The organism is Micromonospora sp. WMMD712 (assembly GCF_029581295.1).
Lineage (GTDB): Bacteria > Actinomycetota > Actinomycetes > Mycobacteriales > Micromonosporaceae > Micromonospora > Micromonospora carbonacea.
On the sequence record NZ_CP120743.1, the window covers coordinates 211,284 to 232,997 of the forward strand.

Below are 21,714 nucleotides of genomic sequence, written 5' to 3' on the forward strand. Positions count from 1 at the left end.
CGCGCGGCGGGTCCGACGGCACGCTGCGCCGCACGCTGGCCGCCTTGCGCCACGACCCGCCGGCCGTCGCCGGCGCCGTCGTGCTGCTCCTGCTGCTCGTCGTCGGGGTGGCCGGCCGGTGGCTGGCGCCGGCCGGGGTCAACGACGTCGACGTCGAGCGGATGCTGCGCCCGCCCAGCCTCGACCACCCGTTCGGCACCGACGAACTGGGCCGCGACGTGCTCAGCCGCGTCCTCGTCGCCGCCCGGGTCTCCCTGGAGGTGGGCCTGGTCAGCGTCGGCATCGCGCTGCTGGTCGGGGTCACCGTGGGCCTGCTCGCCGGCTGGTACCGGGGCTGGGTGGACAACGTCCTCATGCGCGGCATGGACGTGCTGTTCGCGTTCCCGGTGCTGCTGCTCGCCGTCGCGATCGTGGCGGTGCTCGGGCCGGGCCTGGTCACCGCGATGGTCGCGATCGGGGTGGTCTACACGCCGATCTTCGCCCGGGTCACCCGCGCGGGCGTGCTCTCCGTACGCGAGCAGGTCTTCGTCCGCGCGGCGGTGTCCATCGGCGCGTCGGACGCGCGGATCATCCGCCGCCACGTGCTGCCCAACGTCGCGGCCCCGCTGATCGTGCAGACGTCGCTGTCGCTGGCGTTCGCCATCCTCTCGGAGGCGGCCCTGTCCTTCCTGGGCCTCGGCGTGCAGCCGCCGGACCCCGCCTGGGGCCGGATGCTCTACGACGGGCGCGGGTTCGTCACCGAGGCGTGGTGGCTCGGCGTCTTCCCCGGCGCCGCGATCTTCCTCACCGTGCTCGCCTTCAACCTCGTCGGCGACGCGCTGCGCGACGTGCTGGACCCGCGCCAGCTCACCGTCGGCGAGGCGAACAGGAGCAGGACATGAGCACACCACCCCCCGCCGCCCGCGATGACGCCGGGCCCGGCCCCGCCGCCCGCGACGACGACGCGCCGGTGCTGGCGATCGAGGACCTGACGGTGACGATCGGCACCCGACGTGGCCCGGCCCGGGCCGTCGCGGGCGTCGACTGGTCGGTGCGGGCCGGGCAGACCCTCGCCCTGGTCGGCGAGTCCGGCAGCGGCAAGAGCATGACCGTGCTCGCCGCCACCGGCCTGGCCCCCCGCGCGGCCACGGTCACCGGCCGGGTCCGGCTGCTCGGCGAGGAGCTGACCGCGCTGCCCGAGCCGCGCCGCCGGCGGCTGCGCGGACGGCACGTCGGCTTCGTCTTCCAGGACCCGATGACCTCGCTCAACCCGGTGCTCACCGTGGGCCGGCAGGTGTCCGAGGCGTGCGAGGAGCACCTCGGCATGACCCGCCGGCAGGCCCGGGACCGGGCCGTGGAGCTGCTCGACCTGGTCGGCATCCCGTCGCCGGGCCGGCGCGTCGACGAGTACCCGCACCAGTTCTCCGGCGGGATGCGGCAGCGGGTCGTCATCGCGATGGCCCTGGCCTGCGAGCCGGCCCTGCTGATCGCCGACGAGCCGACCACCGCGCTCGACGTCACCACCCAGGCGCAGATCGTCGAGCTGGTCGCCGACCTGCGCCGCCGGCTCGGCACCGCCGTCGTCTGGATCACCCACGACCTCGGCGTGGTCGCCGGGGTCGCCGACACGGTGGCCGTCATGTATGGCGGCCGGATCGTCGAGCGGGGCGACGTCGACGCCGTCTTCGACGCGCCGGCGCACCCGTACACCCGGGCCCTGCTGGCGGCCCGCCCGGACCCGCAGCATGGCGGCGGCGACCTCCCGGCGATCCACGGCGCGCCGCCGAGCCCGCTGGACCTGCCGCCCGGCTGCGCGTTCTGGCCCCGCTGCCCGGTGCGCGGCGACGCCCGGTGCGCGCACGAGCTGCCGCCGCTGGTCCCGGTGGCCCCCGGTCACGACGTACGCACCTTCTATCCCGGCGGGGAGGACGCATGAGCACCGACACCGTCCCGGCCGCGCCGACGCCGCAGGCCCGGCCGCCGGAGCCCCTCGCCGAGCTCGACGACCTGCGGGTGTGGTTCCCGGCCGGGGGCGGCGCGCAGGTGCGGGCCGTCGACGGGGTGTCGCTGACCGTCCGGCGGGGCGAGACGCTGGGGCTGGTCGGCGAGTCGGGCAGCGGTAAGTCCACCACCGGCCTGGCGCTGCTGCGCCTGGTCGACCCGACCTCCGGGCGCGTGCGGGTCGGCGGCCGGGACGTCACCCGGTGGTCCCGCCGCCGGCTGCGCGGCCTGCGTCGGCGGGTGGCCATGGTGTTCCAGGACCCGCAGGCGTCGCTGGACCCCCGGCGCACGATCGGGGCCAGCGTCGCCGAGCCGCTGGTGGTGCACCGCCTCGCCGGCTCCGCCCAGGCCCGCGGCCGCCGGGTCGCCGAGCTGCTGGAACTGGTCGGCCTCCGCCCCGACCTCGCCGGCCGGCACCCGCACGAGCTTTCCGGCGGGCAACGCCAGCGGGTCGGCATCGCCCGCGCGCTGGCCGGGGAGCCCGACCTGATCGTCCTCGACGAGCCCATCGCCTCGCTCGACCTGAGCGTGCAGGCGCAGATCATGAACCTGCTGCGGGCGCTGCAACGGGACCTGGGACTGACGTACCTGTTCATCGCCCACGACCTCGCGGCCGTCGAGCACATGAGCGACCGGATCGCCGTGATGTACCTGGGCCGGATCGTGGAGACCGGCACCCCGGCGCAGCTCTACCGGCAGCCGGCGCACCCGTACACCGCCGCGCTGCTGTCGGCCGTCCCGGTGGCGGACCCGAAGGTGGAGCGGCGCCGGCGGCGGATCATCCTGCGCGGCGACGTGCCGAGCCCGGTCGACCCGCCCGCCGGCTGCCGGTTCCGGACCCGGTGCCCCCAGGCCCGGCCGGACTGCGCCGAGGTCGACCCGGGGCTGGTCGAGGTGGCCCCCGGTCAGCGGGCCGCCTGCCTGTACGCGGGCGAGGCGGTGCGCGCCATGCGGGACGGGGCCTGACCCCGGCGGCGTCCCGTCCACGTGGACGGGACGCCAGCGGTCGGGGCGGTCAGCAGGGCCGGGTGCTGTGCCGGACGATCAGCGGGGTGGCCAGCTCGATGCGGTCGCTCGCCAGCTCCTCGTCGTTGACCAGGCTGAGCAGCATGCGGGTGGCCATCGCGGCCATCTCCGTCAGCGGCTGCCGCACGGTCGTCAGCGGTGGCACGGCCCATCGGGCGGCGTCCAGGTCGTCGAAGCCGACGACGCTCATGTCGTCGGGCGCCCGTAGTCCCCGCTCGTAGAGCGCCTCGTAGGCGCCCAGGGCCATCTCGTCGGAGCAGGCGAAGATCGCGGTTGGCGGCCGGGCCAGGTCGAGCAGGGCGTGCGTCTCCCGGTAGCCCGAGGGCGCCAGGAAGTCGCCGGCGCGGACGTGGCCGGTGGGGACCCGCTGCCCGGCGGCGTCCATGGCGGCCCGGTAGCCGTCGACGCGGGCGCGGCTGCACGGCACGGTGGGGGGTCCGCCGATGACGGCGATCCGCCGGTGTCCGAGGTCGAGCAGGTGCTCGGTGGCCGCCCGCCCGCCGGCCCAGTTGGTCGCCCCGACGGAGGGGATGTCGGCGGGGGGCTGCCCGGCGGGGTCGATGATCACCGCCGGGATGCCCAGGTCCTCCAGTTGGCCGCGCTGGGCGGGGGAGAGGTCGGAGAGGACGAGCAGCACCCCGTTGCAGCGTCGGGCGGCGAGCTGCTCGGTCCAGCGCCGGTCGGGGCGGGTGCGGTGCCGGCCGTGGACGGCGGAGACGACGACGCCGAAGCCGGCCTGGTAGGCCAGCTCCTCCACGCCGTCGATGATCTGCATGGCCCACGGGCTGCCGAGATCCCGCAGCACCAGGTCGATCAGGCCCGCCCGGTTGGCCGGGCGGGCGGTGCCCCGGGCGGTGTACCCCCGCGCGTCGAGCAGCGTCTGCACCCGGTGCCGCGTCGCGGGTGCGACGTCCGGTCGGCCGTTGAGGACCTTCGAGACGGTGGGGATCGAGACCCCGGCCGCCTGCGCGATCTCCGCCAGCGTCGCCCGCTGTTGTTCCATGCCATCTCCCTAGTTCCCGGCCCGCCGCAGCATATCCCGAAACTTTCGACGCTTGGGGGCGGGTAGGGGTGAAGTCGGGGTCTGGCCTCGTCGCATCGACAGGTGACGCTTGACTCGCCTTCGCTCGAAAGCTTAGTCTGCACGGGTCCGAAACAAGCTCGAAACTTTCGGGCGCGGGTTGCTGCTGCCGCGTCTGCTGTCGGCCGGGTCGGCGCCGCCGGACGGGGCGGCGTCGGCCCGGTGCCCGACGGGGGTTCCCCGGGCCGGCATGGCCGCCCGGGGTAGGGCTTCGGCGGGGCTGCGAGCCTGGGTGCTTCGGTCGCGCTCCGTGACGAAGGGGAGCTGGCCACATTAGGACGATCGTCCTTACCCTGCGTTGTCATTCTCCGGGGGTCTCCGTGATGCCGCCGCGCGCTCTGCTGCGTGCCCGGCGCCGCGACGCCCTCGTCGAGCGGTGCGCATCCGGCTCCGCGAGGAGCTGCGAAGGCTTCTGCCTCGTGGCGGAGCGTGAGTGTTGCGTCCTCTGGCGCGGAGCGGGTCGGGCGGGTGGCGTGGTGCGCCGGGGGGCCGTCTCTCACTCCCCGTCACGGCCGGGCGGCGGGTCGGTGGGCCCGGCGGGGGCCGGCGGGCGGCGGTGGGGCGTCTCCCGCGCCGTGCGGCCGGCTCGCCCTCTCCTTGTGAACGCGCACATCCCCGGCCTCGGGCCGCCTCCGCCGCGGGTCGCGCCCCGTGACCGAATCGTCGCCGACGTGGCCATCTGGAGAGACTCCAGGCTGGGGGCCGTGTCGGGGACCGGACTGAAAGATCTTGGCGGGAAGCATCTTGACGACACGACATGTGAGCGCTAACACTGTTGCCAGCAAGTGAGCGGAGGATGTCATGAGCGTTTCGGCAGGGCCGGGCGACCGGTACGTTGTCGGCGTCGACTACGGCACGTTGTCGGGTCGAGCGCTGGTGGTACGGGTCGGTGACGGTGCCGAACTGGGCACGGCGGTGCACGAGTACCGACACGCCGTGATGGACACGGTACTCGCCGTCGACGGCCAGGCGCTACCCGCGGACTGGGCCCTCCAGGACCCGGACGACTACCGCGAGGTGCTGCGGCAGGCGGTGCCGGCGGCCCTGGCCGCCAGCGGCGTCGACCCCCGCCAGGTCATCGGCATCGGCATCGACTTCACCGCCTGCACCGTGCTGCCCACCCGCGCCGACGGCACCCCGCTGTGCGAGCTGCCCGACCTGCGTACCCGGCCGCACGCCTGGGTCAAGCTGTGGAAGCACCACGCGGCCCAGCCCCAGGCGGACCGGATCAACGAGCTGGCCCACGCCCGCGACGAGCCGTGGATCGGCCGCTACGGCGGCAAGATCTCCGCCGAGTGGCAGTACGCCAAGGGCCTGCAACTGCTGGAGGAGGACCCGGAGGTCTACGACCGCGCCGAGCGGTGGATCGAGGCCGCCGACTGGATCGTCTGGCAGCTCTGCGGCGTCGAGACCCGCAACGTGTGCACCGCCGGCTACAAGGGCATCCGCCAGGACGGCCGGTACCCGTCGCGGGAGTACCTGGCCGCCCTGAACCCGGGCTTCGCCGACTTCGTCGCCAAGATCGACGGCCCGCTCGCGCCGCTGGGCGCCCGGGCCGGCGGACTGACCGCCGAGGCCGCGGCCTGGACCGGCCTGCCCGAGGGGATCGCCGTGGCGGTCGGCAACGTCGACGCGCACGTCACCTCCGCCGCCGCCCAGGCCCTCGACCCGGGCCGGCTGGTCGCCATCATGGGCACCTCCACCTGCCACGTCGTCAACGGCACCGAGCTGGCCGAGGTGGCCGGCATGTGCGGCGTCGTGGACGGCGGGATCAGCTCCGGGCACTGGGGCTACGAGGCGGGCCAGAGCGGCGTCGGCGACATCTTCGGCTGGTACGTCCAGCACGCCGCCCCCGCCGGCTTCGACTCGCACGAGGCGCTGACGGCCGCCGCCGCGGCCCAGCCGGTCGGCGCACACGGCCTGGTGGCGCTGGACTGGTGGAACGGCAACCGGTCCCTGCTGGTCAACCACGACCTCAGCGGGGTGATCGTCGGGCTGACCCTGGCCACCCGGCCGCCGGACGTCTACCGCGCGCTGCTGGAGTCCACCGCGTTCGGCACCCGCATGATCATCGAGGCGTTCGCCGAGGCGGGGGTGCCGGTCGACGAGATCATCGTCGCGGGCGGGCTGACCAACAACGCGTTGCTCATGCAGATCTACGCCGACGTCACGAAGCGCCCGCTGGGCATCATCGGCTCGACGCAGGGCCCGGCGCTCGGCTCGGCGATCCACGCGGCGGTGGCCGCGGGCGCGTACCCCGACGTGCCGGCCGCCTCGGCCGTGATGGGCCGGGTCGACCGCGACGTCTACCGCCCCGACCCGCAGCGGGCGCTCGCCTACGACGCGCTCTACGCGGAGTACCGGCGGCTGCACGACCACTTCGGCCGGGGCGGCGACGAGGCCCTGCTGCGGCTGCGCGCCATCCGCAACGCCGCCCGTCGGGCGGCCGACCACTCCCCGGCCGGCGAGGCCGCAGTCCCCCTGGAGGTGTTGGCATGAGCCCCGACCTCGGCGCCGAGGTGACGCGCCTGCGCGAGCAGGTCGCGACCCTGCACGGCGAGCTGGTCCGCTACAACCTGGTGGCCTGGACGGCCGGCAACGTCTCCGCCCGGGTGCCCGGCGCGGACCTGATGGTCATCAAGCCCAGCGGCGTCTCCTACGACGACCTGCGGCCCGACAACATGATCGTCTGCGACCTCGACGGCGTCGTGGTGGAGGGTGACCTGTCGCCGTCGAGCGACACCGCCGCGCACGCCTACGTCTACCGGGCGATGCCCGAGGTCGGCGGCGTGGTGCACACCCACAGCTCCTACGCCACCGCCTGGGCGGCCTGCGGCGAGTCGATCCCGTGCCACCTCACCGCCCAGGCCGACGAGTTCGGCGGCGAGATCCCGGTCGGCCCGTTCGCGCTCATCGGCGGCGACGACATCGGCAAGGGCATCGTGGCCACCCTGTCCGGGCACCGCTCGCCGGCGGTGCTCATGCGCAACCACGGCGTCTTCACCATCGGCAAGGACGCCCGCGCGGCGGTCAAGGCGGCGGTGATGTGCGAGGACGTCGCCCGCACCGCCCACCTGGCCCGCACGCTCGGTCGGCCGGTGCCGATGGCCCGCGAGGACATCGACTCCCTCTACGACCGTTACCAGAACGTCTACGGGCAGCCCGGGGTCTCCGCCACCCCCTGACCGCCCCACCCCGTCCCGGCCGGTCCGGCACCCCGAGGGCCCGGCCCGTTCCACCGCACCTCACCACAGCACCACCGGTTGGCCGTGCCGTCCGGCACGCCGAGGCGGCCCCGGCCCATGTAGGTACCCCACCCACCCCCGCAAGGAGTCATCACATGCGCAAGTCCGGCACGACCATCACCCGCCGCGGGTTCGGCGCGATCCTGGCCGCCGGCCTGATGGCCACCAGCCTGGCCGCCTGCGGCAACAGCGACACCGGCTCGGAGTCCGGCGGCAACGGCGACGGCCAGATCGTCCTCGGCTTCTCGCAGGTCGGCGCGGAGAGCGGCTGGCGCACGGCGAACACCAACTCCATCAAGGAGTCCGCCGAGAAGGCCGGGATCAAGCTCCAGTTCGACGACGCCCAGCAGAAGCAGGAGAACCAGATCAAGGCGATCCGCAACTTCATCCAGCAGAAGGTCGACGTGATCGCCTTCTCGCCGGTGGTGGAGTCGGGCTGGGACACCGTGCTCAAGGAGGCCAAGGACGCCAAGATCCCGGTCATCCTGACCGACCGGGCCGTCGACTCGGCCGACAAGAGCCTCTACAAGACCTTCATCGGCTCGGACTTCGTCAAGGAGGGCCGGCTCTCCGGCGAGTGGCTGGTCGAGCAGAAGAAGGACGCCACGGGCCCGGTGAACATCGTCGAGCTCCAGGGCACCACCGGCTCGGCGCCGGCCAACGACCGCAAGAAGGGCTTCGCGGAGGCCATCGCCGCCAACCCCAACCTGAAGATCGTCGCGTCGCAGAGCGGTGACTTCACCCGGGCCGGCGGCAAGCAGGTCATGGAGCAGTTCCTCAAGGCCAACCCGAAGATCGACGTCCTGTTCGCCCACAACGACGACATGGGCCTCGGCGCGCTGGAGGCGATCACCGCGGCCGGCAAGGTGCCGGGCAAGGACATCACCATCATCACGATCGACGCGGTCAAGGACGGCATGCAGGCCCTGGCCGACGGCAAGTTCAACTTCATCGCCGAGTGCAGCCCGCTGCTGGGCGACCAGCTGATGGACCTGGTGAAGAAGGTCAAGGCCGGCGAGGAGGTCCCCGCCCGGGTCGAGACCCAGGAGACCACCTTCACCCAGGAGCAGGCCAAGGCCGCTCTGCCGACCCGGAAGTACTGACCGGAGGGGGCCGCCGCGCCACGCGCGGCGGCCCCGCCGCTCGCTTCCGCGACACACGAAAGGCCTGGTGGGATGTCGCAGAGGCATCCGGTCCTGACGATGACCGCGATCAGCAAGATCTTCCCGGGAGTACGCGCCCTCGACGGCGTCGACTTCCGTCTCTTCCCCGGTGAGGTCCACGCCCTGATGGGCGAGAACGGCGCCGGCAAGTCCACCCTCATCAAGGTGCTGACCGGCGTCTACAGCACGGACGCCGGCACGATCACCCTCGACGGTCAGCAGGTCTCCTTCGCCGGGCCGATGCAGGCCACCGCGGCCGGGGTGAGCACCGTCTACCAGGAGGTCAACCTCCTGCCCAACCTGTCGGTGGCGGAGAACATCTTCATCGGCCGGGAGCCGCGCCGGCTCGGGGCCGTCAACTGGCGCGAGATGCGCCGCCGGGCCAAGGAGCTGCTGGCCCGCATCGACCTGCACATCGACGTCACCGAGCTGCTCGGCAGCTATTCCCTCGCGGTGCAGCAGATGGTGGCCATCGCCCGCGCCGTCGACGTGAACGCCCGGGTGCTGATCCTCGACGAGCCCACCTCCAGCCTCGATGCCGACGAGGTGGCCCAGCTGATGCGGATCATGCGCCAGTTGCGCGACGACGGCATCGCCATCGTCTTCGTCACCCACTTCCTCGACCAGGTGTACGGCATCGCCGACCGGATCACCGTGCTGCGCAACGGCCGCCTCGTGGGCGAGTACCCGACGGCCGAGCTGCCGCAGATCGCCCTCGTGGAGAAGATGATCGGCAAGGAGCTCGACGCGCTGGAGCGCCTCGACTCCGAGACCGACCGGGACCGTACGGCGGTCACGCAGGGAGAGCCCCTCGTGGCGGCGGACGGGCTGGGCCGCTCCGGCTCGGTCGCGCCGTTCAGCCTCACCATCCACGCCGGCGAGGTCGTCGGGCTGGCCGGGCTGCTGGGGTCGGGGCGTACCGAGGTCGCCCGCCTGTTCTTCGGCGCGGACCGCGCCGACCAGGGCCGGCTCGCGGTCGACGGCGCGCCCGCCGCGATCCGCAACCCGGTGGCCGCGATCGACCGGGGCGTCGCCTTCTGCTCCGAGAACCGTCGCACCGAGGGCCTGGTGGGCGAGCTGTCGGTGCGGGAGAACATCATCCTGGCCATGCAGGCGGCCCGCGGCTGGCTGCGGCCGGTGCCCCGGCGCAAGCAGGACGAGCTGGTCGAGCGCTACATCAAGGCGCTGAGCATCCGGCCGGCCAACCCCGACATGCCGGTGCGCAACCTCTCCGGCGGCAACCAGCAGAAGGTGCTGCTCGCCCGGTGGCTGATCACCGAGCCGCGGCTGCTGATCCTGGACGAGCCGACCCGGGGCATCGACATCGGCGCGAAGACCGAGATCCAGCGCCTCGTGGCGCAGCTCTCCGACGGCGGGATGGCGGTGCTGTTCATCTCCGCCGAGCTGGAGGAGGTGCTGCGGCTCAGCCACAAGGTCGTCGTGATGCGCGACCGGCGGCTGGTCGCCCAGCTCGACAACGACGACACCCTCGACGCCGACCGCGTGATGCAGGCCATCGCCAGCGGCGCGGCGCAGGAAGGGTTGGAGAAGGTATGAGCACAGCGCGTACCCGCCTCGCGGGCGTCACCGGCCACCGGCTGTTCTGGCCCCTGGTCGTGCTGGTGGTGCTGCTGGCGGCGAACACCGTCTACCGGCCGAGCTTCCTGTCGGTCGAGCTGAAGAACGGCCACCTCTACGGCAGCCTCGTCGACATCGTCCGGCTCAGCGCCCCGCTGATCCTGGTCGCGCTGGGCATGTCGCTGGTGATCGCCACGGGCGGCATCGACCTCTCCGTGGGTTCCGTGGCCGCCGTCTGCGGCGCGATAGCCTGCCTCTACATCAGCGAGCAGCCCGACCAGAACAGCCTCGGCGCCGTGCTCACGGCGGTGGCGATCGCGTTCGGCGTGGCCCTGGTGCTCGGCGCGTGGAACGGGATCCTGGTCGCCGGGATAGGCATCCAACCGATCATCGCCACGCTGATCCTGATGGTCGCCGGCCGGGGCCTGGCCCAGCTGGTCACCTCCGGGCAGATCATCACGATCAACAGCGAGCCGTACAAGACGATCGGGGTCGGGCACCTGCTCACGCTGCCGTTCGCGATCATCATCGCCCTCGCGGTGACGCTGGTCGTGGCGGTGCTGACCCGCCGCACCGCCCTCGGCATGATCATCGAGGCGGTCGGCGGCAACGCCGAGGCCAGCCGCCTGGCGGGCGTGCGCTCGCGGCGGATCACCTTCCTGGTCTACGTGGTGAGCGCCGCCTGCGCCGCCGTGGCCGGGTTCATGATGACGGCGAACGTCTCCAGCGCCGACGGCAACGCGGTCGGCCTCTGGGTCGAGCTGGACGCCATCCTCGCCGTGGTCATCGGCGGCACGTCGCTGGCCGGCGGCCGGTTCTACCTCAGCGGCACCATCGTCGGCGCGCTGATCATCCAGACCCTGACCACCTCGGTGTACGCCATGAACATCGACCCGCAGACGGCCCTGCTGTTCAAGGCGGTCGTGGTGATCGCGGTCTGCCTCATCCAGGCGCCGGCGTTCCGCGCCCGGTTCCGGCGTCGGCACGCGCCGACGTCAGCCCCGGCGACGCCCGCCGAGAAGCAGAAGGAGCAGGTCCCGGCATGACCACGACCCCCCTGGCCGCGCGCGGCCCACGGGCCTGGTGGCGGGTGCCGCAGCGGCAGGTGCCGGTGCTGGCCACCCTGGCCCTGCTGCTGGTGATGTACGGCATCGGCGTCTCGCAGTACCGGGCCTTCTCCAACATCCAGGTCGTCTTCAACATCTTCATCGACAACGGCTTCCTGCTCGTCGTCGCGGTCGGCATGACCTTCGTCATCCTGACCGGCGGCATCGACCTGTCGGTCGGCTCCGTGGTGGCGATGACCGCGATGGTGTCGGCGTCGCTGCTCGGCGACGGCGTGCACCCCGCGGTGGTGCTGCTGATCGCGCTGCTCATCGGCCCCGCCCTCGGGTTCGCGATGGGCTGCGTCATCCACTTCTTCGACATCCAGCCGTTCATCGTCACCCTCGCCGGCATGTTCTTCGCCCGGGGCATGTGCACCTGGATCAGCTCGACGTCCATCCCGATCACCGACGGGTTCTGGACCTCGGCGGCGCAGGAGCGCATCCGCATCGGCGAGAACTTCGTGACCGTGAGCGTCCTGGTCGCCCTCGTCGTGGTGGCGGTCGCGGCGTACACGCTGGCCTACACCCGGCTGGGCCGCAACGTGTACGCCATCGGCGGCAACCAGCAGTCGGCGCTGCTCATGGGCCTGCCCGTGGGGCGTACGAAGATCGCCGTCTACACGATCAGCGGGCTCTGCTCGGCCATCGGCGGCATCCTGCTGTCGTTCTACACGCTGTCGGGCGCCCCGCTGATCGCGATCGGCATGGAGCTGGACACGATCGCCGCCGTCGTCATCGGCGGGACCCTGCTCACGGGTGGCTCCGGCTACGTGTTCGGCACGGTGCTGGGTGTCCTCGTGCTGGGGGTGATCCAGACGCTGATCACCTTCGACGGCAGCCTCAGCTCCTGGTGGACCAAGATCGTGATCGGTGGCCTGCTGTTCGCGTTCATCCTCCTCCAGCGCCTCGTCGGCATCCGCAAGAAGTGACCACCCCAGTACACCGGAAGGCAACCCCATGACCAACCCATCCCCGGCCGCCGAGGTCTGGTTCCTCACCGGCAGCCAGGGCCTGTACGGCCCGGAGACCCTGCGTCAGGTGGCCGACCAGTCCCGGCAGATCGCGGAGCAGCTCGACGCCGATCCGGCCATCCCCGCCCGGGTGGTCTGGAAGCCGGTGCTCACCTCCAGCGCCGACATCCTGGCCGTCTGCCGTGACGCCGCCGTCCAGGGCGCGGTCGGGGTGATCGCCTGGATGCACACCTTCTCGCCCGCGAAGATGTGGATCTCCGGCCTGGACGCCCTGCGCACCCCGCTGCTGCACCTGCACACGCAGGCCAACGTGGCGCTGCCCTGGTCCGAGATCGACATGGACTTCATGAACCTCAACCAGGCCGCCCACGGCGACCGGGAGTTCGGGTTCGTGCAGACCCGGCTGGGGGTGGCCCGCAAGACCGTCGCCGGGCACGTGAGCAACCCGAGCGTCACCGCCCGCATCGCGGCGTGGACCCGGGCGGCGATCGGGCACGCGGAGCTGCGGTCGCTGCGGCTGGCCCGCTTCGGCGACAACATGCGCAACGTGGCGGTGACCGAGGGCGACAAGGTCGAGGCGGAGCTGCGCTTCGGCGTCTCGGTCAACACCTACGGCGTGAACGACCTGGTGGCGGCCGTGGACGCGGTGGCGGACACGCGCATCGACGAGCTGGTCAAGGAGTACGACGACAGCTACCGGCTCGTCGCCGAGCTGCGGGCCGGCGGCGACCGGCACGACTCCCTGCGCTACGCCGCCCGGATCGAGGCGGGCCTGCGCGACTTCCTCGACGCGGGCGGGTTCCGCGCGTTCACCACCAACTTCGAGGACCTCGGCGGGCTGCGGCAGCTGCCGGGGATCGCGGTGCAGCGGCTGATGGCCGACGGCTACGGCTTCGGCGGCGAGGGCGACTGGAAGACCTCGGTGCTGGTGCGCACGCTCAAGGCGATGTCGGTGGGCACCACCGGCGGCACCTCCTTCATGGAGGACTACACCTACGACCTCACGCCAGGGCAGGAGGTCGTCCTCGGCGCGCACATGCTGGAGGTCTGCCCGACCATCGCCGCCGACACGCCCGCCGTGGAGATCCACCCGCTGGGCATCGGCGGCCGCGAGGACCCGGTGCGCCTGGTGTTCGACGCCCAGGCGGGGCCCGCGGTGGTGCTGGGGCTGGCCGACATGGGGGAGCGGTTCCGGCTGGTCGCCAACGAGATCGACGTGATCGTCCCGCCGCAGCCGCTGCCGAAGCTGCCCGTGGCCCGCGCGGTGTGGCGGCCCCGGCCGGACCTGGCCGGCTCGGCGGAGGCGTGGCTCACGGCCGGCGCGCCGCACCACACGGTGCTGTCGCAGGCCGTCGGGGTCGAGGAACTGCACGACCTGGCCGAGATGGTCGCCACCGAGCTGGTCGTCATCGACGCGGAGACGACCACCCGCCGGCTGACGAACGAGTTGCGGTGGAACCAGGCCTACTACCGGTTGGCCAGGGGATTCTGAGGCTCGACCGGTCGACCGTACGACAGGGCCATCCGGCGTGCTCCCCGAGGTGGGGGCACGCCGGACACGCCCTCCGCGCAGCGAGCCTGACCGCCCGTCTTGTTGATCACGACGGGCTACGATGGCCACGAGGGGAGTTGCCATGGGTCAGCAGCCGGCCGCACGCGCGGCGGTGATGAACGACGTCGCCCGGCTCGCCGGTGTCTCGCACCAGACGGTGTCGCGGGTGCTCAACAACCACCCCAGCGTCCGGCAGGAGACCCGCGAGCGGGTGATGCGCGCGGTGCACCAGCTCAACTACCGGCCCAACGCCCTGGCCCGGGGCCTGGCCGGGCGGCGCTCCCGGGTCATCGGCGTGGTCAGCTTCGACACCATCCTCTACGGCCCGGCGGCGACCCTGCTCGGCATCGAACGCGCCGCCCGCGCCGCGGGGTACGGCATCAGCATCGTCACCCTGGAGCAGCTCGACCGGGCCGGGATGCGGTCGGCCATCGACGCCCTCACCGAGCAGTCGGTCGCGGGGGTCGTCGTCATCGCCCCGATGATGACGGCGGCGGTGGCCGTGCACGGCCTGCCCACCGGCGTGCCCGCCGTGGTGGTCGAGTCGAGCGGCGGCGCCCGGGAGCTGCCGAGCATCTCCGTCGACCAGGTCGCCGGGGCCCGGCTGGCCGTGGAGCACCTGCTCTCCCTCGGGCACGAGACGGTGTGGCACATCGCCGGCCCCCGGGACTGGCTGGAGGCCCGCGACCGCGTCGACGGGTGGCGGTTGGCGCTGGAGCAGGCCGGGCGGTCCGTCCCCCCGGTCCTCGTCGGCGACTGGAGTCCCCGCGCGGGCTACGAGATCGGGCAGACGCTGGTCGACCGCCCGGACGTGACGGCTGTGTTCTGCGCCAACGACCACCAGGCGCTCGGCCTGCTGCGGGCGCTGCACCAGCGCGGCGTGCGGGTTCCGGAGGACGTCAGCGTGGTCGGGTTCGACGACATCCCCGAGGCCGAATACCTCTCGCCGCCGCTGACCACGGTGCGGCAGGACTTCGACGAGGTGGGCCGCCGCTGCGTGGCGGCCCTGTTGGAGCTGTTCGACGCCGACGGCCCGGCGGGGCGCTTCCCGCATCCGCAGGTCGAGCCGCAGCTCGTCGTGCGCGCGAGCAGCGGCCGGAAGGGCTGACCGCACGCCGCACGCGGCGCGCCGCCAGGGCCGTGCCGGCCTCCGCCGTGCCGTCCGGCCGCCCGGGCCCGCCGGCGGTGGCCCGGCGGTCGAACCGTCCGCCGCAGTGATCCCTGTTAGCGCGCACATACCCAGCGTCGTGCCTGGTGGGCCCCTTGACTGCGGGGTTTCGTAGCGCCGAGAATTCGGGCTTGTTAACGCTCACACCCCCGCCACCACGAGGGAACCCCATGCGCGAAGCAGCTCCCCCGGAAACGCCATCCTCCTCCCCGCCCCGCTCCCGACGCCGCGCCCGGCCACTCGTCGCCGGGATCCTCCTCGCCCTGGTCGCCGGGCTGCTGCCCGCCACCGCCGCGCCGGCCGCCGCGGCCGACGTGACCGACGGCCTGCTGGTGCGCTACGACCTGACCCAGACCACCGGCACCACCGTCACCGACAGCTCCGGCCGGGGCAACGACGGCACGCTCACCGGCGGCGGCACCTGGACCGGCCAGGGGGGCCTCCTCCTCGACGGGGTCGACGACCACGTCAGGCTGCCCGACAACATCATGGCCGGGCTGTCGTCGATCACCGTCGCCGTCGACGTGCTCGTCGACCCCGCGCAGCAGACGCCGTACTTCATCTGGGGCCTCGGCAACCCGGCGACGTCGAACTCCGGCACCGGCTACCTGTTCACCAGCGGCGACGCCTTCCGCACCGCCATCACCACCACCAACTGGTCCGGCGAGAAGGTGACCGGCAAGGGCGCGAACCTCGCCCGGGGCGTGTGGAAGTCCGTCACCTACACGCAGACCGGCACCACCGGCACCCTCTACGAGGACGGCGTGCAGGTCGCGCAGAACACCGGCGTCACCGTGCTGCCCGGCGCCGTTGGCAACGGCACGACGACCAACAACAACCTCGGCCGGTCCAACTACGCCGCCGACCGGTTCCTCAAGGGTCGGGTGGCCAACTTCCGCATCTACGACCGGGCGCTGGCCGCCGGCGAGGTGGCCGCCATCGCGCTGCCCGACGCCACCCGCGTCGCCGCCGACACCGCCGCCCTCGACCTGGGCGACCTCTCGGCCGTGACCGGGAAGCTCACCCTGCCCACCACCGGCACGTACGGCTCGGCGATCTCCTGGTCCTCCAGCGCGCCGGGCACGATCAGCGCGACCGGCGAGGTGACCCGCCCGGCCCCCACCGACGGGCCCGCCACGGTCACCCTCACCGCGACCGTCAGCCGGGGTGGCAGCAGCGACACCAAGGCGTTCACCGCCACCGTCCTGCCCAACGAGACCGACCAGACGCGGGCCGCCGCGGCCGCCGCCGCCCTCTCGCTCGTGAACGCCGGCGACGTGCGCGGCAACCTCACCATGCCGAGCACCGGGAGCAACGGCGCGACCGTCGCCTGGCGCTCCGCCCGCCCGGACGTCGTCAGCCCCGACGGCATCGTCAAGCGCCCCGCGCACGGGGCGGGCGACGTCAAGGTCACCGTGACCGCCACCGTCACCGTCGGCACGGCCACCGCCGAGCGGGCCATCGAGCTGACCGTCCGCGAGCTGCCCGAGGCCGCCCCCTACGCCGGCTACGCCTTCAGCTACTTCACCGGCAACTCCATCGCCGGGGAGAAGATCTACTTCGCGGCCAGCCAGGGCAACAACGCGCTGCGGTGGACCGAGCTCAACGGCGGCCAGCCGAAGCTGGAGTCGACGTTCGGCACCCTGGGCCTGCGGGACCCGTTCCTGATCCGCAGCCCGGAGGGGGACCGGTTCTTCCTCATCGCCACCGACCTGTCCATCGGCCGCAACGGCAACTGGGACGTCGCCCAGCGCCAGGGCAGCCGCTACCTGGAGGTCTGGGAGTCCACCGACCTGGTGAACTGGTCGGAGCAGCGGCACGTCCTGGTCTCCCCGCCCGCCGCCGGCAACACCTGGGCGCCGGAGGCGTACTGGGACGCCGCCCGGGGCGAGTACCTCGTCTTCTGGGCCTCGAAGCTCTACGCCGAGAGCGACCCGAACCACACCGGCAACACGTACAACCGGATGCTCGCCGCGACGACCCGCGACTTCGTCACGTTCAGCCAGCCGACGATCTGGCAGGACCCGGGCGACTCGCGCATCGACTCCACCGTGATCCGGGAGGGCGACACCTACTACCGGTTCACCAAGGACGAGGGCGGCGGCGGCACCGGCTGCTCGGACATCATCCAGGAGAAGTCGTCCTCGCTGACCGCCGTCGACCTGCCCGGCAAGCCCTCCTGGGCGGTGCTCGACTCGTGCATCGGCCGCGACGCCGGCACCTCCGCCGTCGAGGGCCCCACGGTCTTCAAGGCCAACCCCGGCGACACCTCCGGCTCGAAGTACTACCTGTTCGTCGACGAGTACGGCGGCCGGGGCTACATCCCGCTGGGCACCGACGACCTGGAGCACCCGGACTGGAAGGTGCCGGCCTCCTACGACCTGCCCGCCAGCCCCCGGCACGGCACCGTCATCCCGGTCACGAAGAAGGAACTCGACGCCCTCAACGACGCGCCGCCGCCGGTGCGCGCCAACGCCGACGGCGTCGTCGCCCACTACGCGCTCGACCAGGCCGGCGGCACCACCGTCACCGACGACTCCGGCAACGGCTACGACGCGAAGCTGGCCGGCGACGCGAACTGGAGGGACGGCAGCCTCGCCCTCGGCGGCACCAACGGCCACGTGGCCCTGCCCGACAACATCATGGCCGGCCTCGACGAGATCACCGTGTCGATGGACGTCAACATGGCCACCGACCAGGCGACGCCGTACTTCGTCTGGGGCCTGGGCAACACCGACTCCGCCGGCGTCGGCAACGGCTACCTCTTCACCACCGGCAACAACTACCGCACCTCGATCAGCCTCGGCAACTGGACCGGCGAACAGACCGTCACCGGCGGCAGCGCCGTCCCGCGGGGCGTGTGGAAGACCCTCACGTACACCCTGAACTCGGCCGGCACCGCTCGGATCTACCTCGACGGGGTGCGGGTCGCCGAGAAGACCGGCCTGACCCACCGCCCCGGCGACATCGGCGGCGGCCGGACCACGGCCAACTACATCGGCCGCTCCCAGTACGCCTCGGACAGGTACCTCAAGGGCCGGGTGCGCGACTTCTCCCTCTACAACCGGGCGCTCACCGACGGCGAGGTCGCCGCGCTGGGCGCCAACGGCACCAGCGTCGTGGCGGTCGAACTCGACAGCCTCAAGGTCCCCGCGATCGTCGACGCCGCCAGCAGCACCATCACGCTGCCGGTCAAGCCGGGCACCGACGTGACCGCCCTCGCCCCGACGTACGTGGTCGCGCCGACCTCGACCGTCACGCCCGGCGGCGCGCGGGACTACTCGCAGCCGGTGACGCTGACCGTGACCAGCGCGGCCGGGGCGACCCGCGAGTGGACCGTGCGGGCGGTGCAGATGCGCTCGCCGGTGCTGCCCGGCTTCAACGCCGACCCGAACATCGTCCGGTTCGGCGACACCTACTACATCTACGCGACCACCGACGGCTTCCCCGGCTGGGGCAGCTCGACGTTCAAGGTCTGGTCGAGCCGCAACCTGGTCGACTGGACCGAGCACGACACGATCCTCGACCTCGGGCCGGACATCACCTGGGCCGACAGCAACGCGTGGGCGCCCGCCGCGATCGAGAAGAACGGCAAGTACTACTTCTACTTCTCGGCGCAGCAGAACATCGGCGTCGCCGTCGCCGACTCGCCGCTCGGGCCGTTCGTCGACCCCATCGGCAAGCCGCTGGTGAGCAAGGCCGACTACGACAACGCCCAGCAGATCGACCCGGCGGTCTTCACCGACGACGACGGGCAGAGCTACCTCTACTGGGGCAACGGCACCCCGTACGTGGTCCCGCTCAACGACGACATGGTCTCCTACGACGTCGCCAAGCGGGTGCGGCTGACCGGCCTCACGGACTTCCGCGAGGGCCTGTTCATGCACAAGCGCGCCGGGACCTACTACCTGTCCTGGTCGATCGACGACACGGGCAGCGAGAACTACCGCGTCGGCTATGGCACCGGCACCAGCCCGCTGGGGCCGTTCACCGCCAAGGGGGAGATCCTCACCAAGGACCCGAGCCAGGGCATCCTCGGCACCGGGCACCACTCGATCCTCCAGGTGCCGGGCACCGACGACTGGTACGTCGCGTACCACCGGTTCGGGATCCCGGGCGGCGACGGCACGCACCGGGAGACCACGATCGACCGGCTGTACTTCGACGCGGACGGCGCCATCAGGAAGGTCGTCCCGACGCTGGGCGGCGTCGACCCGCTGCGCTACGAGGGCGGGCAGCCGAAGGCGACGGTCTCCGCCGCGGGGGCCGACGGGTGGTACGGCGCGGACGCCGCCCTGACCATCACCGCCGGTGACCAGGTGAAGCTGGTCGAGTACCAGATCGACGGCGGCGGCTGGTTCCCGTACCGCGAGCCGGTGGACCTGCCGGCGGGCAGCCACCGCGTCGACTACCGGGCCCAGGGCGTCAACCTCTTCTGGAGCGACGTGTGGTCGCTGCCGGTCAAGGTGGACGAGACCGCCCCGACCGTGCAGGCGTACCTGGTGGAGCGCAAGTTCGTGGTCAACGCCAGCGACGTCGACTCCGGCGTGGCCCGCATCGAGTACCGGATCGACAAGAGTGCCTGGCAGCCGTACCTGGCCCCGGCCCGGATCGACAGCTGTGCCCACGTGATCCGCTACCGAGCGTACGACGTGGCCGGCAACGTCAGCCGCGAGCGGGCCCTCAACGTGCCGGCGCTGGGCGACCCCGCCAGGGCCACCACGCTCCCGTCGGTCAGCGGGACGGCCAAGGTCGGCAAGACCCTCACCGCCGACCCGGGCAGGTGGGACGAGAAGAAGCTCACCTTCTCCTACCAGTGGCTGCGCGGCGGCAAGGTCATCGCCGGGGCCACCGGCAGGACGTACGTGCCGAAGGCCGCCGACGTCGGGTACCGGCTCTCCGTGCGGGTGACGGCCACCCGCTCGGACCTGCAACCCGGCACGGCCACGTCGAAGGAGACCGCGAAGGTCGTCAAGAAGTAGGTCACCGGTCTCTCGCTACGCCCGAAGGCCACCTCCCCCGGGACGGGAGGTGGCCTTCGGCGCGCGTGCCGCCGCCGCGCGGCGCGGCGTCAGCCGGCGTACGTCTCGAACTCGGCGACCCGCGGCGTGCCGGTCGCGCCGGTGATCTCCAGGTTGATCTTTTTCAGCGAGGTGGGGCTGAAGGACACGACGCCCACCCCGTTGCCGCCCGAGGCGAGGACCGCCCCGGTGTCGTTGTTGACCAGCCGCCAGGAGCGGATGACGCCGGTCGCGCCGGAGGCCTCGCGGATGTTCACCGAGCCGACCCGGACGGCGGCGTCCCACTTGACCGAGATCCGGCCGGTGGAGCCGGACGGCGACCAGTAGGTGCCCAGGTTGCCGTCCAGCACGTTGCCGTAGCTGCTGCCGTCGGCCTTGCTGGAGCCGTCCGCGCCGGCCCCGAGGCTGAGGTTCGTCCCGCCCGGGTTGGTCGGCCCCGGCGTCGGGGTGGTCGGCCCGGGGGTCGGGGTGGTCGGTGCGGGCGTGGTCGGGGCCGGGGTCTGCGGCGTGCAGCTGCCGTCGGACACCTGGAGGCCCTTGTTGGCCCCGGCCGTCTGGCGCACCAGGTTGGGCACGCAGCTGGCCCCGTCGAGGCGGTAGGAGTAGGGGATGCTGACCGTGGTGGTGGAGGTCGGGTTCGGCCCGGCGGGGTAGTTCTCGTTGCCGGGGCTGGACCAGGTCACGTTGTCGAAGACGTTGCCGGCGACCTGCCAGGTGCCGCGCTCGTTGGTGTAGAAGGTGCCCAGGACGTCCTTGGAGTCCTTGAAGTAGTTGTTCTCCACCTTGGCCTTCGCGCCGGCCCGGGAGTTGATGCCGGACTCGCGCAGGTTGACGTACGAGTTGTTGTACATGTGGGCCGTGGCGCCGCGCAGCAGCGGCGCGCGCGAGTCGAGGTTCTCGTACAGGTTGTGGTGGAACGTGATGTAGTTGTTCCCCAGGTCGCTCTCGCTGGAGCCGACCAGGCCGCCCCGGCCGGAGTTGCGCAGGATGCTGTAGGACAGCGTCACGTACTGCACGTTGTCCTTCATGTCGAACAGGCCGTCGAAGCCCTCCGCCTCACCGCCGGAGGCCTCCAGGGTGACGTGGTCGACCCAGATGTTGCGGACGGTGCTCTCCATGCCGATGGCGTCGCCGCCGTTGGAGGTGGGCGAGCCCGACTTCTTGACGTTCCGGACGGTCACGTTCTGGATGATGATGTTGCTGGAGTCGCGGATGTGGATGCCGAGCTGGTCGAAGACGGCCCCGCTGCCGACGCCGACGATCGTGACGTTGCTGATCTGCTTGAGCTCGATCAGGCCGGCGTTGGTGTTGCAGCTGTCGCCGGACACCTTGGCGGTGTTGCCGTGGTTGATGGTCCCCTCGACCTGGATGATGATCGGGGTGCTGCTGCTGGCCCGGGTGCACAGCGCCGTGTGGATCGCGGTCCCGGTGGTGGCCCGCACCGTCTGCCCGCCCGCGCCGCCGGTGGTCCCGCCGTTCTGGGTCGCGTAGCCGGTCACGCCGCCGGTCGCCGCCGACGCCTGGGGCGTCGGCAGCGCCACGCAGATCGCGGCACCGATGACCGTCGCGGCCACGGCCGCGTGGAGTCGCAGTGGGACTGGTCGTCTCATCCTCGCCTCGCCTTCGATGTGGTGCTGGAGGTGGTACGCCCGGCGGCTGCCGGAGGCGACGAGGGGGCCCCCGCCCTGGGACGTGGTCTACGGGAGCCCATCGCCGCCGACATGTCGACGGGCGGCGTGCTGCGTCTTCGTCGTGGCATTGGGAAAGCGCTTTCCGACACGAGGATAGGGATCGGTGAATGGGTATGGCAAGGACGTGTCCGC

At 72.4% G+C, this 21,714-nt stretch carries 14 protein-coding genes; 12 read left to right on the forward strand and 2 right to left on the reverse strand.

What is annotated here, in order from left to right; genetic code table 11:
- The first annotated feature begins 23 nt into the window (after positions 1-23).
- Genes O7633_RS00855 through O7633_RS00865 form a run of 3 tightly spaced genes read left to right on the forward strand, consistent with a single transcriptional unit; the run spans position 24 to position 2,946 of the window.
- The gene (locus tag O7633_RS00855) at positions 24-881 is read left to right on the forward strand and encodes an ABC transporter permease (protein WP_282328707.1); all 858 of its coding nucleotides are present in this window, start codon (positions 24-26) and stop codon (positions 879-881) included.
- A complete protein-coding gene (locus tag O7633_RS00860; RefSeq protein WP_278134604.1) occupies positions 878-1,915 on the forward strand; it encodes an ABC transporter ATP-binding protein in 1,038 nt (345 codons plus the stop codon). The genes O7633_RS00855 and O7633_RS00860 overlap by 4 nt, the downstream gene beginning before the upstream one ends.
- The gene (locus tag O7633_RS00865) at positions 1,912-2,946 is read left to right on the forward strand and encodes an ABC transporter ATP-binding protein (protein WP_278134606.1); all 1,035 of its coding nucleotides are present in this window, start codon (positions 1,912-1,914) and stop codon (positions 2,944-2,946) included. The genes O7633_RS00860 and O7633_RS00865 overlap by 4 nt, the downstream gene beginning before the upstream one ends.
- A 49-nt stretch (positions 2,947-2,995) precedes the next feature.
- On the opposite strand, the gene O7633_RS00870 is transcribed toward O7633_RS00865, so the two are convergent.
- Complete coding sequence (locus tag O7633_RS00870) at positions 2,996-4,009, reverse strand: LacI family DNA-binding transcriptional regulator (RefSeq protein ID WP_074479096.1); 1,014 nt, start codon at positions 4,007-4,009, stop codon at positions 2,996-2,998.
- 879 nt (positions 4,010-4,888) lie between these two features.
- Here O7633_RS00870 and araB point away from each other — a divergent pair.
- The 9 genes from araB to O7633_RS00915 all read left to right on the forward strand — a co-directional run bounded on the left by araB (position 4,889) and on the right by O7633_RS00915 (position 19,852).
- Positions 4,889-6,586, forward strand: coding sequence for a ribulokinase (gene araB / locus O7633_RS00875; protein ID WP_282325390.1), 1,698 nt, complete (start codon positions 4,889-4,891; stop codon positions 6,584-6,586).
- Positions 6,583-7,272: an L-ribulose-5-phosphate 4-epimerase gene (locus O7633_RS00880; protein ID WP_176735066.1), complete on the forward strand. Its 690-nt coding sequence runs from the start codon at positions 6,583-6,585 to the stop codon at positions 7,270-7,272. Before araB ends, O7633_RS00880 begins: the two co-directional genes overlap by 4 nt.
- Before the next feature lie 155 nt (positions 7,273-7,427).
- Positions 7,428-8,435, forward strand: coding sequence for an ABC transporter substrate-binding protein (locus tag O7633_RS00885; protein WP_278134613.1), 1,008 nt, complete (start codon positions 7,428-7,430; stop codon positions 8,433-8,435).
- A 72-nt stretch (positions 8,436-8,507) separates the two neighbouring features.
- Positions 8,508-10,052, forward strand: coding sequence for a sugar ABC transporter ATP-binding protein (locus O7633_RS00890; protein WP_282325392.1), 1,545 nt, complete (start codon positions 8,508-8,510; stop codon positions 10,050-10,052).
- Positions 10,049-11,119 carry an ABC transporter permease gene (locus O7633_RS00895; protein WP_278134618.1) on the forward strand — a complete coding sequence of 357 codons (1,071 nt, stop codon included), beginning with the start codon at positions 10,049-10,051 and terminating at the stop codon, positions 11,117-11,119. Before O7633_RS00890 ends, O7633_RS00895 begins: the two co-directional genes overlap by 4 nt.
- Positions 11,116-12,108 (forward strand): galactofuranose ABC transporter, permease protein YjfF, encoded by a 993-nt coding sequence (gene yjfF / locus O7633_RS00900; RefSeq protein WP_074479101.1) that lies wholly within the window; start codon positions 11,116-11,118, stop codon positions 12,106-12,108. The genes O7633_RS00895 and yjfF overlap by 4 nt, the downstream gene beginning before the upstream one ends.
- Before the next feature lie 28 nt (positions 12,109-12,136).
- Positions 12,137-13,642: an L-arabinose isomerase gene (gene araA / locus O7633_RS00905; protein ID WP_074479102.1), complete on the forward strand. Its 1,506-nt coding sequence runs from the start codon at positions 12,137-12,139 to the stop codon at positions 13,640-13,642.
- A gap of 142 nt (positions 13,643-13,784) precedes the next feature.
- Positions 13,785-14,810 carry a LacI family DNA-binding transcriptional regulator gene (locus O7633_RS00910; protein ID WP_282325395.1) on the forward strand — a complete coding sequence of 342 codons (1,026 nt, stop codon included), beginning with the start codon at positions 13,785-13,787 and terminating at the stop codon, positions 14,808-14,810.
- Positions 14,811-15,040: 230 nt separating this feature from the next.
- Positions 15,041-19,852: a family 43 glycosylhydrolase gene (locus O7633_RS00915; RefSeq protein WP_282325397.1), complete on the forward strand. Its 4,812-nt coding sequence runs from the start codon at positions 15,041-15,043 to the stop codon at positions 19,850-19,852.
- An 89-nt stretch (positions 19,853-19,941) separates the two neighbouring features.
- On the opposite strand, the gene O7633_RS00920 is transcribed toward O7633_RS00915, so the two are convergent.
- Entirely contained in the window at positions 19,942-21,501 is a 1,560-nt protein-coding gene (locus tag O7633_RS00920; protein ID WP_282325398.1) for a pectate lyase, read from the reverse strand.
- Positions 21,502-21,714 lie beyond the last annotated feature (213 nt).

Excerpts from the sequence above, each read along its gene's own strand:
- O7633_RS00890 (WP_282325392.1), top strand. The coding sequence starts at position 8,508 with ATGTCGCAGAGGCATCCGGTCCTGACGATGACCGCGATCAGCAAGATC.
- araA (WP_074479102.1), top strand. The coding sequence starts at position 12,137 with ATGACCAACCCATCCCCGGCCGCCGAGGTCTGGTTCCTCACCGGCAGC.
- O7633_RS00910 (WP_282325395.1), top strand. The coding sequence starts at position 13,785 with ATGGGTCAGCAGCCGGCCGCACGCGCGGCGGTGATGAACGACGTCGCC.
- O7633_RS00895 (WP_278134618.1), top strand. The coding sequence starts at position 10,049 with ATGAGCACAGCGCGTACCCGCCTCGCGGGCGTCACCGGCCACCGGCTG.
- O7633_RS00920 (WP_282325398.1), bottom strand. The coding sequence starts at position 21,501 with ATGAGACGACCAGTCCCACTGCGACTCCACGCGGCCGTGGCCGCGACG.
- O7633_RS00860 (WP_278134604.1), top strand. The coding sequence starts at position 878 with ATGAGCACACCACCCCCCGCCGCCCGCGATGACGCCGGGCCCGGCCCC.
- yjfF (WP_074479101.1), top strand. The coding sequence starts at position 11,116 with ATGACCACGACCCCCCTGGCCGCGCGCGGCCCACGGGCCTGGTGGCGG.
- O7633_RS00880 (WP_176735066.1), top strand. The coding sequence starts at position 6,583 with ATGAGCCCCGACCTCGGCGCCGAGGTGACGCGCCTGCGCGAGCAGGTC.
- O7633_RS00885 (WP_278134613.1), top strand. The coding sequence starts at position 7,428 with ATGCGCAAGTCCGGCACGACCATCACCCGCCGCGGGTTCGGCGCGATC.
- O7633_RS00915 (WP_282325397.1), top strand. The coding sequence starts at position 15,041 with ATGCGCGAAGCAGCTCCCCCGGAAACGCCATCCTCCTCCCCGCCCCGC.
- araB (WP_282325390.1), top strand. The coding sequence starts at position 4,889 with ATGAGCGTTTCGGCAGGGCCGGGCGACCGGTACGTTGTCGGCGTCGAC.
- O7633_RS00870 (WP_074479096.1), bottom strand. The coding sequence starts at position 4,009 with ATGGAACAACAGCGGGCGACGCTGGCGGAGATCGCGCAGGCGGCCGGG.
- O7633_RS00865 (WP_278134606.1), top strand. The coding sequence starts at position 1,912 with ATGAGCACCGACACCGTCCCGGCCGCGCCGACGCCGCAGGCCCGGCCG.